The following is a 13680-nucleotide window of genomic DNA, read 5'->3' as shown; positions in this document are numbered from 1 at the left end:
CCACAGGAATCGGCGGCGCCGAGAAATCTGTGGGAGCCAGACTACTGGCGATAGCGTCAGTGAGGGCGCCGCAGCCACCCGCTCAAGGGCTGTAGTAACCCACCGCCACCAGATACGGCCCGACCTTCTTCAGATAGGCGTGCTTGTCCTCGACCTTGCCGGTCACCGGGTTCTCCCAGCGGTATTCGTATTCGCCTTCGTCCTGCTTGCCGATCAGGGCCAGGATCGGTTCGCCCACCAGTTTGCCTTCCGGATCCTTGACCTTGGCGAAGTCGGTGTTGATCAACCGCAGGTTGGTGCCGTGGGCGACATAGCGTCGGTTGTCCAGGTTGACCACGAACACGTACAGGTCATCCTGCAGGTAACCGCCCTTGAGCGAATTGATCGCCGTCAGCGTGCGTTTCTCGTTCTGCACAAGGTCGGTGGCGGCCTTGTCGAGCAAGGCCTGGGCCTGCTGCGCCGAAGCCCTGGGCAGGTAATAGCCGACCGCCAGGATCCGCTGGCCGATGCGCTGATAGAACACATGCTTGCGCTCGACCTTGCCGTCGCTCCAGTTCTGCCAGCGGTACTCGGCCTGCTGGATGCCGTTGGCCTCGGGCACTTTCAAGGCGTCCTTGAAGGCCTTCTGCAGGTCCGGGCCCAGCACTTCGGACACGTCCCGGCCGATCAGCGCCGACGACGGCCCGCCGCTGGCGAGCATCACGCCCTGGGTGTCGACCACGAACACGTAGCGGTCCTTGTCGACGAACTCCCCCTGACGGCTGAACGCCGCGAACGCCTTGTCACCATGGTCGTGGTAATAGGCCAGGGCCTTTTCCAGCAAGGCCTTCGCAGCCTGGCCGTCATCCTTCGGCGCGGCGGCGCCGGCCTGGCCGACGCCCAACAGCAGCACCGCGCCGAACCAGGCCAGCCTGTGCAGTATCCCCATGACGCGTCCCCCGTTCTTGTTGGTGTTTCAAGAGCGTAGACGGGTTGGGCCCATGCACGGACATTCACAATCGTTCTGGATGTTGCGGGACACCTGCGGCGAGGGAGCGCCTGTCAGGGCCGGGCGTTGATCTGCTGCTGCAGGTTCTGGATCTGCGCCTGTAGGGTGTTGAGGTTGCGGGTCATCTGCCCGCGGAACGCGTCGAACTCGGCGGTGTTGCCGCCGCCCTGCCCACCGGCCGGACGGTTGTCCTGCTGGCTCTTGAGCACGACGATGTCCTGCTCCAGACGGTCGATGGCCGCGCTCGGGTTGCCCTGCTTCCTCAGGGCCGTGATGTCGGCGCCGAGGCTCTTGAACTGGGCGTCGAAACCCTTGATCTGGGCATCGAGGCCTTTTAGCTGGGCATCGACCCGGCTGGTGTCGGCCGGGGTGCTTTTGACTGCGGCCAGCTCGTTGCCCATGGCTTTGACCTGAGCCTGCAACTGGGTGTTAGCGTTCTGCTGCTCGGTGGCCTGGGCGCTCATCTGCGCCAGGCGCTTGTCCAGGTCCGTGGCCTGGCCGGCCACGCCCTGCTGCTGGCGGCCCTGATCCTGAAGCCGGCTCTCAAGCTGCTTGATCTGCAGCTTCAGGGCTTCGTTGTCGGTGGTGACGTTGGTCTGGCTGGCGACGACCTTGCCGGAAATGTCCTGCAGGCGCCCCGCCGCTTCCTCGCTGATGCGGGCGAAGCTTTCCTGGGTGGCCACCAGTTGCTGCTCCATCAGCGAAATCTGCTGGAAGCTCCACCAGGCCAGGCCGATGAAGGCGAAGAACAGCGCGCCGACCAGCGCCCACAGCGGCCCGGTGCTGGCGGCCTTGACCTTGACCGCCTGCGGCGAGCGCGAATGCACGGAGGTGCGGGCGGTGGACGGGAAGTCGTCGTCATCGAGGGTGTCGGCGCGCAGGCTCGGGACATCGTCGAAATCGTCGTCGTGGACATCGTTACGCATGGACATTGAGGCAACCTTTGTGAAACGCGGTGATAGCAGATTGCTGCGCAGTATAACCCCCGCAGCCGCAGGGATTGACCCTCAACCCGCGGCGCGGTTCAGTGCCGCCCGTGACGTCAGCGGATGTCCTGGGCCCTCCACCAGGTGCAGAACTCATCGAGGGCGGTCCACAGGCTGACTTTCGGATCGTAGTCCAGATAATGCCGGGCGCGGCTGATGTCGAGGGTGAAATTTTTGTTCATCACCTGCATGCCCAGCCGCGACAGCGTGGGCTCCGGGCGCCCCGGCCAGAGCTTGCAGACGGCCTCGTTGAGCGCCGCCACGCTGTAGGCCAGGCCGTAGGAACGGTACCGGGTGACCTGTGGGACTTCCATCTTGCGCATCACGTAGTTGACCACGTCCCACAACGGCACGGGCGCGCCGTTGCTGATGTTGTAAGCCTTGCCCAGCGCGGAGCCGGCGGCCAGCAGGCTGCTGAGCAAGGCTTCGTTGAGGTTCTGCACACTGGTGAAATCGACCTTGTTCAAGCCGTTGCCGATGATCGCCAGGCGGCCCTTGCGCTGCATGTTCAACAGGCGCGGAAAGATGCTCATGTCGCCGGCGCCGGTCACGAAGCGCGGGCGCAGGGCGATGGTCTCGAGGCCGAACTCCTGGGCGCCGAAGACCTTCTGCTCGGCCAGGAACTTGGTCGCGGCATAGGGGTGACGCAAGCGTTTGGGCACTTGCTCTTCGGTCAGCCCGAGATGGTCGCGGCCATCGAAATAGATCGAGGGCGACGACAGGTGCACCAGGCGCCGCACCCGCTGCTTGAGGCAGGCCTCGACCACGTTTTCGGTGACCTGCACGTTGCCCTGGTGAAAATCCTGATAGCGCCCCCACAGGCCGACGGAGCCGGCGCAATGCACCACGGCTTCGACGTCGGCACACAGTTCGCGCACCAATTCGGCATCGTTCAGGTCGCCCTGGACGAATTCGGCGCCCCGGCGCACCAGGTGCTCGACGCCTTCGGCCCGACGGCCGTTGACCCGCACGTCCAGGCCCTGCTCCAGGGCGAACCGCGCAAAGCGCCCGCCGATGAAGCCGCTTGCGCCGGTGACCAGAATTTTCATGTAGAGCTCCAACAAAACCAGCCGCGAGCCTCAAGCCTCGAGCTGCAAGTGAAAAACGAACCGCAAGCGCCTGCCTGTCGCTTGTGGCTTGACGCTTATCGCTGCCCCAAAGGCACCAGCCATTTGGGCGACGAGCGCACCAGTTGATCGGTCAGGAGCCCGAGCAACTGCCCGCCGTTGCGCCAATGATGCCAGTACAACGGCACATCGATCGGTTTATCCGCCAACAGTTCGCGCAATGTGCCGCGCTCCAGTTGCTCGCGCACTTGCAGTTCCGGCACCAGCCCCCAGCCCAGGCCGGCCTCGGTCAGGCGGATGAAGCCTTCGGACGAGGGGCACAGATGATGCTCGAAACCGCCGTCCACGCCGAGGGACGCGAGGTAACGGTGCTGCAGGAAATCGTCCGGGCCGAACACCAGCGCCGGGGTGCGCGGCAATTGTTCGGCGCGCACGCCGTCCGGAAAGTGGCGTTCGATGAACGCCGGGCTGGCCAGCGCACGGTAGCGCATCGCCCCCAGCAGCACACTGCGGGCGCCGGCCACGGGCCGCTCGCTGGCGCACACGCAGGCCGCCACTTCCCCAGCGCGCATGCGCTTGAGGCCGACGGTCTGGTCCTCCACCACCAAGTCCAGCAACAGATGCTGCTCGGCGCAGAAATCGCCGACCGCCTCGGCCCACCAGGTGGCCAGGCTGTCGGCGTTCAGGGCGATGCGCAGGCGTTCCGGCAGGCCTTCTTCGTCCAGCGCCGGCACCAGGCTCTGCAGGTCGCGCTCCAGCAGACGCACCTGCTGCACATGGTTGAGCAGGCGCCGGCCGATCTCCGTCGGCGAAGGCGGCGTGCCGCGCACCAGCACCGGCTGGCCGACCCGCGCCTCCAGCAATTTGATCCGCTGGGAAATCGCCGACTGGGACAGGCCCAGCACCTGGGCCGCCCGCTCGAATCCGGCCTGTTCCACCACCGCCGCCAACGCAGAAAGCAATTTGTAGTCGAACATCAGTTTTCCTAATGAGCGATCAGCACTATTGGTTTTTCTTATACAACGTCAGCCGGGAGAATAGCCAGCAAGCACTCTTTATCAAGGATCACTCCCATGGCGGGCGAAACCTCGTTGACCACCCTGCTGCGCAGCATGAGCCCGCAGCTCAACCCCGGCGAATATGTGTTCTGCACCCTGCGCGACGGCCAGTTGCCCAGCGGCCTGGAGATCGTCGGCAGTTTCCGCGAACAGGAAGGCCTGACGGTGATCCTGGAACGCTCCCACGCGGTGCGGGCCGGTTTCAGTTTCGACTATGTCGCCGCGTGGATCACCCTGAACGTGCACTCGGCGCTCGAAGCCGTCGGCCTCACCGCCGCCTTCGCCACGGCGTTGGGCAAGGCCGGCATCAGTTGCAACGTGATCGCCGGCTACTACCACGACCATTTGTTCGTCGGCCAGGCCGACGCCGAGCGCGCCATGCAGACCCTGCGCGACCTCGCAGCCAACGCGGAGTGAACTGACATGTGGCAAAGCTATGTGAACGGCCTGCTGGTGGCCTTCGGCCTGATCATGGCGATCGGCACCCAGAACGCCTTCGTGCTGGCCCAGAGCCTGCGGCGCGAGCATCACTTGCCGGTGGCGGCGCTGTGCGTGGCCTGCGATGCCATCCTGGTGGCCGCCGGCGTGTTCGGCCTGGCCACGATCCTGGCGCAGAACCCGACGCTGCTCGCCGTCGCCCGCTGGGGCGGCGCGACCTTCCTGATCTGGTACGGCAGCCAGGCGCTGCGCCGGGCCTGTTCGAAACAGAGCCTGCAACAGGGCGAGAACCAGACCGTGCGTTCGCTGCGGGCGGTGATGCTCAGCGCGCTGGCGGTGACGCTGCTCAACCCCCACGTCTACCTGGACACGGTGCTGCTGATCGGCTCCCTCGGCGCCCAGCAATCGGTGCCGGGCGCTTACGTGGTCGGCGCCGCCAGCGCTTCGCTGCTGTGGTTCTTCGCCCTGGCGCTGGGTGCGGCATGGCTGGCGCCGTGGCTGGCGCGGCCCAGCACCTGGCGGATCCTCGACCTGACGGTGGCGGTCATGATGTTCGCGGTGGCGGGACAACTGATCCTGGCATCGTGATTTATAGCGAAAGGCTCTGGAACCTCTATCCCACACAGTTGTTGCGTGGTTAAGCCGCACCCCCGGTGCTATGATCCGAACCCTGCGCCGCAAAGAGTAAAAACTCGCCGGTGCATTTCCGGCCGCCCGTGATCGGCCTTGCGCTCACCGCAACAGACCTGATTAGGAGAATCATCATGGCTTTCGAATTGCCGCCGCTGCCTTACGCCCACGATGCCCTGCAGCCGCACATTTCCAAGGAAACCCTGGAGTTCCACCACGACAAGCACCACAACACCTACGTCGTGAACCTGAACAACCTGGTGCCGGGCACCGAGTTCGAAGGCAAGACGCTGGAAGAGATCGTCAAGACTTCCTCGGGCGGCATCTTCAACAACGCAGCCCAGGTCTGGAACCACACCTTCTACTGGAACTGCCTGGCGCCAAACGCCGGCGGTCAACCGACCGGCGCACTGGCCGAAGCGATCAACGCCGCTTTCGGTTCGTTCGACAAGTTCAAGGAAGAGTTCAGCAAGACCTCGATCGGCACCTTCGGCTCCGGCTGGGGCTGGCTGGTGAAGAAGGCTGACGGTTCCCTGGCCCTGGCCAGCACCATCGGCGCCGGCAACCCGCTGACCAACGGCGACACCCCGCTGCTGACCTGCGACGTCTGGGAGCACGCCTACTACATCGACTACCGCAACCTGCGTCCTAAGTACGTCGAGGCGTTCTGGAACCTGGTCAACTGGAAGTTCGTGGCCGAGCAGTTCGAAGGCAAGACCTTCACCGCTTAAGCTGCACGCCAGACGAAAGAACCCGGCCAAGGCCGGGTTTTTTTATGCCTGCAACGGGCACTGCGTCACAGCCGGTGCCGTTTCCCGCCATGAAACCCGCCCCTGCCCCCTTGCCCCGAAGCCACGGAGGACTAACATCAGACAGAGGAAAATTTGTACCGCCGTTCCTCAAGTTGGAGGTCGAACCAACCGACACAGTGTCACTAGGGCAAAGACTCCAGACGGCAGCATTCCGGCCAAGCCCACGGACAAATGTCCCGTGGCCCGATTGTCCCTTTGACTGCCAACAACGGATTGCCAATACTCATGGCAACTTGACGCTACCCGCACGGAACAAGGAATAACCCTTTGAAGCTGGAACTCAAGAACAGCTTGTCGGTGAAGTTGCTCCGGGTCGTGCTTCTGTCGGCATTGATCGTCGGCGTGGTCTTGAGCTGCGCGCAGATCGTCTTCGATGCCTATAAGACACGCCAGGCCGTCGCCGGCGATGCCGAGCGCATCCTCGACATGTTCCGCGATCCTTCCACCCAGGCGGTCTACAGCCTGGACAAGGAGATGGGCATGCAGGTGATCGAAGGCCTGTTCCAGGACGATGCCGTGCGTCAGGCGTCCATCGGCCATCCCAACGAAGCCATGCTCGCGCAGAAATCCCGGGAGCTGCAGCAGTCCAACAGCCGCTGGCTGACCGACCTGATCCTCGGCCAGGAACGCACGTTCACCACCCAACTGGTGGGACGCGGGCCCTACAGCGAGTACTACGGCGACCTGAGCATCACCCTCGACACCGCCACCTACGGCCAGGGCTTCATCGTCAGTTCGGTGATCATCTTCATTTCCGGCGTGCTGCGCGCCCTCGCCATGGGCCTGGTGCTGTACCTGGTCTATCACTGGCTGCTGACCAAGCCGCTGTCGCGGATCATCGAGCACCTGACCGAAATCAATCCCGACCGCCCCAGCGAACACAAGATCCCGCAGCTCAAGGGCCACGAGAAGAACGAACTGGGCATCTGGATCAACACCGCCAACCAGTTGCTCGAATCCATCGAACGCAACACCCACCTGCGCCACGAAGCGGAAAACAGCCTGTTGCGCATGGCCCAGTACGACTTCCTCACCGGCCTGCCGAACCGCCAGCAACTGCAGCAGCAACTGGACAAGATCCTCGTCGACGCCGGCAAGCTGCAGCGCCGGGTCGCGGTGCTATGCGTAGGCCTGGACGATTTCAAAGGCATCAACGAGCAGTTCAGCTACCAGACCGGCGACCAACTGCTGCTGGCCCTGGCCGACCGCCTGCGCGGCCACAGCGGACGCCTCGGCGCCCTCGCCCGCCTGGGCGGCGACCAGTTCGCCCTGGTGCAGGCCGACATCGAGCAGCCCTACGAGGCGGCGGAATTGGCGCAGAGCATCCTCGACGACCTCGAAGCGCCGTTCGCCCTCGACCATCAGGAAATCCGCCTGCGGGCGACCATCGGCATCACCCTGTTCCCCGAGGACGGCGACAGCACCGAAAAGCTGCTGCAAAAGGCCGAACAGACCATGACGCTGGCCAAGACCCGTTCGCGCAACCGCTACCAGTTCTACATCGCCAGCGTCGACAGCGAAATGCGCCGGCGCCGCGAGCTGGAAAAGGACCTGCGCGACGCCTTGCTGCGCGGCCAGTTCCACCTCGTCTACCAGCCGCAGATCAGCTACCGCGACCACCGGGTGGTGGGCGTCGAAGCGCTGATCCGCTGGCAGCACCCGGAACACGGGCTGGTGCCGCCGGACCTGTTCATTCCGCTGGCCGAGCAGAACGGCACCATCATCGCCATCGGCGAGTGGGTGCTGGACCAGGCCTGCAAGCAACTGCGCGAATGGCATGACCAGGGCTTCGCCGACCTGCGCATGGCGGTCAACCTGTCCACCGTGCAACTGCACCACGCCGAGCTGCCGCGGGTGGTCAACAACCTGCTGCAGATCTACCGCCTGCCGCCGCGCAGCCTGGAGCTGGAAGTCACCGAGACCGGCCTGATGGAAGACATCAGCACCGCCGCCCAGCACCTGCTGAGCCTGCGCCGCTCGGGGGCGCTGATCGCCATCGACGACTTCGGCACCGGCTACTCGTCGCTGAGCTATCTCAAGAGCCTGCCGCTGGACAAGATCAAGATCGACAAGAGCTTCGTGCAGGATCTGCTGGACGACGACGATGACGCGACCATCGTGCGCGCCATCATCCAGCTGGGCAAAAGCCTGGGCATGCAGGTGATCGCCGAGGGCGTGGAAACCGCCGAGCAGGAGACCTACATCATTTCCGAGGGTTGCCACGAAGGCCAGGGCTACCACTACAGCAAGCCGCTGCCGGCCCGGGAGCTGGGCGCCTACCTCAAGCAGGCCCAGCGCAGCAACGCGGCCATCCTCTGAAACCCGGCAGCGGAGCGGCCATGCCGCCGCCGGCGACCGATCCCGCGCAAGCCCTGCGCAAACAAGAAATATTTCCAGTCACGGCCCTTTACACATAATGCGAAAGATTTGCATTATGTCGCAGTTTTGCGCGCGCTCCGCGCCAGTCCACTCAATCACCGAAGCAGGATGTTTGCCATGATTCGTATGCCTCTGGCTACCGCCAGTCTGCTGGCCATCGCTATTTCCCTCGCCGGTTGCGGCGAAGGCAAAGACAAAGAAAAGGCGGCCGCCCAGGCGCCGGTTCCGGCCGCCAGCACTGCCGCCGCTCCTGCTCCGGCCGCCGCCGGCAAAGTCGACGAAGCCGCAGGCAAGGCGGTCGTCTCGCACTACGCCGACATCGTCTACGCCGTCTACAGCGATGCCGAATCCACCGCCAAGACCCTGCAGACCGCCGTCGACGCGTTCCTGGCCAAGCCGAACGCCGACACCCTGAAAGCCGCCAAGGCCGCCTGGGTCGCCGCGCGCGTGCCTTACCTGCAGAGCGAAGTGTTCCGCTTCGGCAACACCATCATCGACGACTGGGAAGGCCAGGTGAACTCCTGGCCCCTGGACGAAGGCCTGATCGACTACGTCGACAAGTCCTACGAACACGCGCTGGGCAACCCGGGCGCCACCGCCAACATCATCGCCAACACCGAGATCCAGATCGGCGAAGACAAGGTCGACGTCAAGGACATCACCCCGGAGAAACTCGCCAGCCTGAACGAGCTGGGCGGCTCTGAAGCCAACGTCGCCACCGGCTACCACGCCATCGAGTTCCTGCTGTGGGGCCAGGACCTGAACGGCACCGGCCCGGGTGCCGGCAACCGTCCGGCCTCGGACTACCTGGAAGGCGCCGGCGCCACCGGCGGCCACAACGACCGTCGCCGCGCCTACCTGAAGGCCGTGACCCAACTGCTGGTCAGCGACCTGGAAGAAATGGTCGGCAACTGGAAGCCGAACGTGGCCGACAACTACCGCGCCACCCTGGAAGCCGAACCGGCCGAAGCCGGCCTGCGCAAGATGCTGTTCGGCATGGGCAGCCTGTCGCTCGGCGAACTGGCGGGCGAGCGCATGAAAGTGTCCCTGGAGGCCAACTCTCCTGAAGACGAACAGGACTGCTTCAGCGACAACACCCACAACTCGCACTTCTACGACGCCAAGGGCGTGCGCAACGTCTACCTGGGCGAGTACACCCGCGTCGACGGCACCAAGATGACCGGCCCGAGCCTGTCGTCCCTGGTGGCCAAGGCCGACCCGGCCGCCGACACCGCCCTGAAGAACGATCTGGCCGCCACCGAAGCCAAGATCCAGGTCATGGTCGACCACGCCAACAAGGGCGAGCACTACGACCAGCTGATCGCCGCCGGCAACACCGCCGGCAACCAGATCGTGCGTGACGCCATCGCGTCCCTGGTCAAGCAGACCGGTTCGATCGAGGCCGCCGCCGGCAAACTGGGCATCAGCGACCTGAACCCGGACAACGCCGATCACGAATTCTGATCCGCGCTGCACGAATGAAAACAGGCGACCTTCGGGTCGCCTTTTTTTGTTTGCCCCACATCAAGCAAACGATAATTCCTCTTATTCAATCCCCCTCGCCCTGTTAGACTTTGCGCCTTCAAAATTGCCGCTGTCGCAGGAAGTCTGATGCCCTCGCTGCCTCTTCGCTTGTCCGCACTGTGTCTGGCCCTGGGCCTGAGTGCCTGCGATGACGCCCCGCGCTTCACCAAGGCCGAACCGGGCGAAGCCCGTTCGGGCGGCAGCGCTACCGTGACCAAGAGCGACCGGAACGCATTTTCCCTGCCGTCGGCCAACCTGCCGCCGTCGCGCCGGGTGGACTTCAGCGTCGGCAACAGTTTCTTCCGCAGCCCCTGGGTGATCGCGCCGTCGACCACCACCGCCCGCGACGGCCTCGGTCCGCTGCTCAACACCAATGCCTGCCAGGGCTGCCACATCAAGGACGGCCGCGGTCATCCGCCTGCACCCGATGCGGTCAATGCGGTGTCGATGCTGGTGCGCCTGTCGATCCCCGATGCGCCGGAGTTCGCCAAGGTCATCGAACAGACCGGCGTGGTGCCGGAGCCGGTCTACGGCGGCCAGTTCCAGGACATGGCCGTGCCCGGCGTCGCGCCCGAAGGCAAGGTGCGGGTCGAATACACGCCGGTGCCGGTGCGCTTCAAGGACGGCAGCGTAGTCGAACTGCAACAGCCCCTCCTGCAGCTCACCCAGCTCGGCTACGGCCCGATGCACCCCGACACCCGCTTCTCGGCCCGGGTCGCCCCGCCGATGATCGGCCTGGGCCTGCTCGAAGCGATCCCCGAGCAAGCGATCCTCGCCAACGCCGCCGCCCAGGCCAAAGAAGGCAACGGCATCAGCGGGCGGCCGAACCGGGTCTGGGACGACGCGCAGCAAAAGACTGTCCTGGGCCGTTTCGGCTGGAAAGCCGGGCAACCGAGCCTCAATCAACAAAACGTTCACGCGTTCTCGGGTGATATGGGCCTCACCACCCGCCTGAGGCCTTTCGATGACTGCACCGACGCGCAAACCGCCTGCAAACAGGCGCCGAACGGCAACGGCCCGGACGGCGAGCCGGAAGTCAGCGACAACATCCTGCGCCTGGTGCTGTTCTACAGCCGCAACCTGGCCGTCCCGGCGCGGCGCGGCGTCGACGACCCGCAAGTGCTGGCCGGCAAGAGCCTGTTCTTCCAGGCCGGCTGCCAGTCCTGCCATACACCGAAATACACCACCGCCGCCGACGCGGCGGAGCCTGAGCTGGCCAATCAGGTGATCCGCCCCTACAGCGATCTGCTGCTGCATGACATGGGCGAAGGCCTGGCCGACCACCGCACCGAATTCCAGGCCACCGGCCGCGAATGGCGCACCCCGCCGCTGTGGGGCATCGGCCTGACGCAGACGGTCAGCGGCCACACCCGGTTCCTGCACGACGGCCGCGCCCGCGATCTGCTCGAAGCCGTGCTCTGGCACGGCGGCGAAGCGCAGAAGGCGCAGCAACAGGTTTTGTCTTTCGACGCCGGGCAGCGCGCCGCGCTGCTGGCGTTTCTGAACTCACTTTAAACACTTAAAAGAATCGGGAGCCCGACATGTTCCGTCCCAAGCTGTTGTTCACCAGCCTTGCCGCACTGGCCCTGGGCGCGTGCTCGCCGCAGGATCCGCAAGCGGTCACCTCGGCGGCCATCGCCAAATCGGTGATCCTGCCGACCTACACCCGCTGGGTCGAGGCCGACAAGCAACTCGCCATCAGCGCCCTCGCCTACTGCCAGGGCAAAGAGACCCTGGACACCGCCCGCGCCGACTTCCTCCACGCGCAAAAAGCCTGGGCCGAACTGCAACCGCTGCTGATCGGCCCGCTGGCCGAGGGCAACCGCGCGTGGCAGGTGCAGTTCTGGCCGGACAAGAAGAACCTCGTCGGCCGTCAGGTCGAGCAGCTCGTCGCCGCCCAGCCGCAGATCGACGCCGCCGCCCTGGCCAAGTCCAGCGTCGTGGTGCAGGGCCTGTCGGCCTACGAGTACATCCTGTTCGACAGCAAGCCTGACGTGGCCGACGCCGCCCAGAAAGCCAAGTACTGCCCGCTGCTGGTGGCCATCGGCGAGCGCCAGAAGCAACTGGCCGAAGAGATCCTGCAGACCTGGAACAACACCGACGGCATGCTCGCGCAGATGAGCAAGTTCCCCAACCAGCGCTACGCCGACTCCCACGAAGCGATCGCCGATCTGCTGCGGGTGCAGGTCACCGCCCTCGACACCCTGAAGAAGAAGCTCGGCACGCCGATGGGCCGCCAGAGCAAGGGCGTACCGCAGCCGTTCCAGGCCGATGCCTGGCGCAGCCAGTCGTCGCTGACGGCGATGGAAGCCAGCCTCGCCGCCGCCAAGACCGTCTGGGAAGGCGTCGACAACAAAGGCCTGCGCGGCCTGCTGCCGGCCGAGCAGAAGCCGTTGGCGGACAAAATCGACGCCGCCTACGCCGCCTCGCTCAAGCTGTTCGGCAGCACCCAGCGCTCGCTGACCGAAATGCTCGGCGACGACGCCGGCCGCCAGCAGCTCAACGACATCTACGACAGCCTCAACGTCGTCCACCGCCTGCACGAAGGCGAGCTGGCCAAGGCGCTGGGCATCCAACTGGGCTTCAACGCCAACGACGGTGACTGATGAGGGCACGTGCCATGCTGCGACGCCAGGCTCTGACTTTAGGTAGTTTGCTGCTGGGAGCAGTGACGCTGGGCGGCTGGACGCTGTTCAAACGCAAGGTGCAAAGCCCGCTGCTGCTGTCGGCCCGGGACGACGCCGACGGCCGGCATTACGCCGTCGGCTACCGCCTGGACGGCACCCGGCTGTTCGCCACCGAGGTCGGCCAGCGCTGCCACGACATCATCAACCACCCGACGCTGCCGATCGCGCTGTTCGTCGCCCGCCGCCCGGGCACCGAGAGCTACCTGATCGACCTGCGCGACGGTGCGCTGCTGCAGACCGTGACCTCGCAGCCGAACCGGCATTTCTACGGCCATGCGGTGATCCACCACAGCGGCGACTGCCTGTACGCCACCGAAAACGACACCACCGACCCGGGCCGCGGCCTGTTGGGGGTGTACCGGTTCGAGGGCGAACGGCTGGTGCACAGCGGCGAGATTTCCACCCATGGCCTGGGGCCTCATCAGGTGTCGTGGATGCCCGACGGCGAAACCCTGGTGGTGGCCAACGGCGGGATCCGCACCGAGGCCGAAAGCCGGGTGGACATGAACCTCGACGCCATGGAGCCGAGCCTGGTGCTGATGCGCCGCGACGGCACGCTGCTGAGCAAGGAAACCCTCGCCCAGCAGATGAACAGCGTGCGTCATCTCGGGATCGCCAGCGACGGCACCATCGTCGCCGGCCAGCAGTTCATGGGGCCCTCGCAGGAGCGCTCCGAGCTGCTGGCGATCAAGCGTCCGGGCCAGCCGTTCGTGGCGTTCCCGGTGCCGGATCACCAGTTGCAGTCCATGGGCCACTACACCGCCAGCGTCGCCGTGCACAGCGACCTGCGGCTGGTGGCGCTGACCGCCCCGCGCGGCAACCGCTTCTTCATCTGGGACCTGGACAGCGGCGAAGTGCGCCTCGACGCGCCGCTGCCGGACTGCGCCGGGGTCGGCGCGGTGAAAGACGGTTTCGTCGTGACCTCGGGCCAGGGACGCTGCCGCTACTACGATTGCCGCCAGGACGAACTCCTGGCCAAACCGCTGGATCTGCCGGCGGGGCTCTGGGACAACCATCTGCACCTGATGGCATGAAGCCGGCCGCCGCCGGCCCCGCCGGCGGCGCTTCATCGTTGTCCCCCTCCCCCTCATACCCTGTAAAAACTGGCAGT

General features: G+C 65.3%; 12 protein-coding genes. 8 read left to right on the top strand and 4 right to left on the bottom strand.

The genetic code is table 11. The annotated features are described in order from the left end of the window. Window positions 1-82: 82 nt before the first annotated feature. The 4 genes from KVG96_RS03220 to KVG96_RS03205 all read right to left on the bottom strand — a co-directional run bounded on the left by KVG96_RS03220 (window position 83) and on the right by KVG96_RS03205 (window position 4018). Window positions 83-928, bottom strand: coding sequence for a cache domain-containing protein (locus KVG96_RS03220; RefSeq protein WP_217890787.1), 846 nt, complete (start codon window positions 926-928; stop codon window positions 83-85). Between the two features lie 113 nt (window positions 929-1041). Next, window positions 1042-1920, bottom strand: coding sequence for an ATPase (locus KVG96_RS03215; RefSeq protein WP_217890786.1), 879 nt, complete (start codon window positions 1918-1920; stop codon window positions 1042-1044). A 110-nt stretch (window positions 1921-2030) separates the two neighbouring features. Continuing rightward, window positions 2031-3023: an NAD-dependent epimerase/dehydratase family protein gene (locus KVG96_RS03210; RefSeq protein ID WP_217890785.1), complete on the bottom strand. Its 993-nt coding sequence runs from the start codon at window positions 3021-3023 to the stop codon at window positions 2031-2033. A 95-nt stretch (window positions 3024-3118) separates the two neighbouring features. Beyond that, on the bottom strand, window positions 3119-4018 hold the full coding sequence (locus KVG96_RS03205; protein WP_217890784.1) for a LysR family transcriptional regulator ArgP: 900 nt from the start codon (window positions 4016-4018) through the stop codon (window positions 3119-3121). A 96-nt stretch (window positions 4019-4114) separates the two neighbouring features. On the opposite strand from KVG96_RS03205, the gene KVG96_RS03200 reads away from it, so the two are divergent. The 8 genes from KVG96_RS03200 (at window position 4115) to KVG96_RS03165 (ending at window position 13603) form a co-directional block, all read left to right on the top strand. Further along, on the top strand, window positions 4115-4516 hold the full coding sequence (locus tag KVG96_RS03200) for an ACT domain-containing protein (RefSeq protein WP_217890783.1): 402 nt from the start codon (window positions 4115-4117) through the stop codon (window positions 4514-4516). A gap of 6 nt (window positions 4517-4522) precedes the next feature. Then, a complete protein-coding gene (locus KVG96_RS03195; protein WP_217890782.1) occupies window positions 4523-5125 on the top strand; it encodes a LysE/ArgO family amino acid transporter in 603 nt (200 codons plus the stop codon). 176 nt (window positions 5126-5301) lie between these two features. Then, window positions 5302-5898, top strand: coding sequence for a superoxide dismutase (locus KVG96_RS03190; protein ID WP_008022038.1), 597 nt, complete (start codon window positions 5302-5304; stop codon window positions 5896-5898). 348 nt (window positions 5899-6246) lie between these two features. Next, entirely contained in the window at window positions 6247-8298 is a 2052-nt protein-coding gene (locus KVG96_RS03185) for a putative bifunctional diguanylate cyclase/phosphodiesterase (RefSeq protein ID WP_217890781.1), read from the top strand. 177 nt (window positions 8299-8475) lie between these two features. Then, window positions 8476-9822 carry an imelysin family protein gene (locus KVG96_RS03180; protein WP_217890780.1) on the top strand — a complete coding sequence of 449 codons (1347 nt, stop codon included), beginning with the start codon at window positions 8476-8478 and terminating at the stop codon, window positions 9820-9822. A gap of 147 nt (window positions 9823-9969) precedes the next feature. Then, on the top strand, window positions 9970-11397 hold the full coding sequence (locus KVG96_RS03175) for a di-heme oxidoreductase family protein (protein ID WP_217890779.1): 1428 nt from the start codon (window positions 9970-9972) through the stop codon (window positions 11395-11397). 26 nt (window positions 11398-11423) lie between these two features. Continuing rightward, on the top strand, window positions 11424-12488 hold the full coding sequence (locus tag KVG96_RS03170; RefSeq protein ID WP_217890778.1) for an imelysin family protein: 1065 nt from the start codon (window positions 11424-11426) through the stop codon (window positions 12486-12488). Window positions 12489-12502: 14 nt separating this feature from the next. Then, window positions 12503-13603, top strand: a complete 1101-nt coding sequence (locus tag KVG96_RS03165; protein ID WP_217890777.1) for a DUF1513 domain-containing protein — start codon at window positions 12503-12505, stop codon at window positions 13601-13603. Window positions 13604-13680: the final 77 nt, after the last annotated feature.

The sequence above is a fragment of the Pseudomonas ekonensis genome (assembly GCF_019145435.1).
GTDB lineage: Bacteria > Pseudomonadota > Gammaproteobacteria > Pseudomonadales > Pseudomonadaceae > Aquipseudomonas > Aquipseudomonas ekonensis.
This window is presented reverse-complemented; position numbering and strand designations above follow the sequence as displayed.

What these genes read in the sequence shown, in the direction of transcription:
- KVG96_RS03220 (WP_217890787.1), bottom strand. Translation starts at nt 928, where the DNA reads ATGGGGATACTGCACAGGCTGGCCTGGTTCGGCGCGGTGCTGCTGTTG.
- KVG96_RS03215 (WP_217890786.1), bottom strand. Translation starts at nt 1,920, where the DNA reads ATGTCCATGCGTAACGATGTCCACGACGACGATTTCGACGATGTCCCG.
- KVG96_RS03210 (WP_217890785.1), bottom strand. Translation starts at nt 3,023, where the DNA reads ATGAAAATTCTGGTCACCGGCGCAAGCGGCTTCATCGGCGGGCGCTTT.
- KVG96_RS03205 (WP_217890784.1), bottom strand. Translation starts at nt 4,018, where the DNA reads ATGTTCGACTACAAATTGCTTTCTGCGTTGGCGGCGGTGGTGGAACAG.
- KVG96_RS03200 (WP_217890783.1), top strand. Translation starts at nt 4,115, where the DNA reads ATGGCGGGCGAAACCTCGTTGACCACCCTGCTGCGCAGCATGAGCCCG.
- KVG96_RS03195 (WP_217890782.1), top strand. Translation starts at nt 4,523, where the DNA reads ATGTGGCAAAGCTATGTGAACGGCCTGCTGGTGGCCTTCGGCCTGATC.
- KVG96_RS03190 (WP_008022038.1), top strand. Translation starts at nt 5,302, where the DNA reads ATGGCTTTCGAATTGCCGCCGCTGCCTTACGCCCACGATGCCCTGCAG.
- KVG96_RS03180 (WP_217890780.1), top strand. Translation starts at nt 8,476, where the DNA reads ATGATTCGTATGCCTCTGGCTACCGCCAGTCTGCTGGCCATCGCTATT.
- KVG96_RS03175 (WP_217890779.1), top strand. Translation starts at nt 9,970, where the DNA reads ATGCCCTCGCTGCCTCTTCGCTTGTCCGCACTGTGTCTGGCCCTGGGC.
- KVG96_RS03170 (WP_217890778.1), top strand. Translation starts at nt 11,424, where the DNA reads ATGTTCCGTCCCAAGCTGTTGTTCACCAGCCTTGCCGCACTGGCCCTG.
- KVG96_RS03165 (WP_217890777.1), top strand. Translation starts at nt 12,503, where the DNA reads ATGCTGCGACGCCAGGCTCTGACTTTAGGTAGTTTGCTGCTGGGAGCA.